Genomic DNA, 1,163 nt, shown 5'->3' on the forward strand with positions numbered 1-1,163 from the left:
ACAAAAAAATATGTAAAAAAATCTTTTCAGAGAATACCAGTCCCAGGGACCTTCATTAATCGAACCAAAGCCGGCAACCAGAACGTATAGCGCAGCACTTGGCAGTGAGAACATCAGCGTGTACTTCATGACACCGATCCAATGTGCCCAACTTCCAGAGCTGACATGGGGGTATGACACAATCAGCCGCTTATTCTCGTCCAGAACTGACAGAGCAAAGAATTTCCCATCTTCGCCCCTCTTTCCAACGACCTTTACTCGGTCCCCTTCACTGAATGGCCAGTTCCAAAGCAACCCTTCCACTTGGGTTTCGCCAAGCCGGAACTCCACTCTGGTAACTGGCTCAGCCATTTCCTCAGCAGACATCATCGCCATTCCAGCTGCAGGGCCACTCAGCCCCAGTGCGGCGGCAATGGCGCCTGTAGCCGCGATGCCTGATGGATCACCCTCCCGCCAGAATACATTTTCCACAACGTGCTTGACCCGCAGATCGGAGATGATTCCGATTTCGATATCAAGCGAGTTCTTCTCTGACGACACATCGACCTCAGTTTTCATCGCACCCTCAACGTAACCGAGCCGATAGCCTTGTCAAACGCCTGCTTTTGTTCTCGCGGTGTTGAATAGGGCTCGCCACCAAATGTTCGCTCACCTTTTCTAAGGCCCGCATTTGTTCCGAATGCATTGTTCATACACCACTTTTCCAGATCGTTCGGACTGATGGCCCATATCAAGACTTCAATGACAAGAAGAGCCAATGCAACTTGCCAGCCACCCAATCGCAGAATCCACACACCAAGTCGCTTCATTGCCTGCGACGCAACTACAGCCCCCCCTTCTGTCGCCGCTGCCGCTTCAAGCCCTGCTTTCATCCCTCTGAGACCCAAAGTCAATGAATTGCGCCCCAGACTGCGCTCGATGATCGGAGATGAGTAGGCGAGTGCGGTCAGGAACTGCGCACCGCCCACAGACGCCGTCACGAACGCTTTAGTACTCAAAAGTATGTCGGCAGCAAGCTCTTGCTGCCTGTCCGCAGCTTCCGCGTCTAAATAGCTGTAGTACGCCCCAATAAAACTACCCGCTCCCGCCAACACACTGCCGGCAACCTTCATCCGAATGGCACTGACACTACCCGCCCCAAAGAAGTCCTTGGCTACCGTTTC

The 1,163-nt window shown here is 53.0% G+C and carries 2 protein-coding genes; both read right to left on the bottom strand.

Annotated features, from left to right (window positions below; genetic code table 11):
• Nucleotides 1–558: putative type VI secretion system effector (locus ACZ6S8_RS39620; protein WP_469463263.1), on the bottom strand; the 558-nt coding region annotated here is incomplete at its 3' end.
• On the bottom strand, nucleotides 555–1,163 hold a 609-nt coding region (locus ACZ6S8_RS39625; RefSeq protein ID WP_469463265.1), incomplete at its 5' end, for a hypothetical protein. The genes ACZ6S8_RS39625 and ACZ6S8_RS39620, both read right to left, overlap by 4 nt.

It is taken from the genome of Streptomyces sp. NPDC048461, assembly GCF_055587105.1.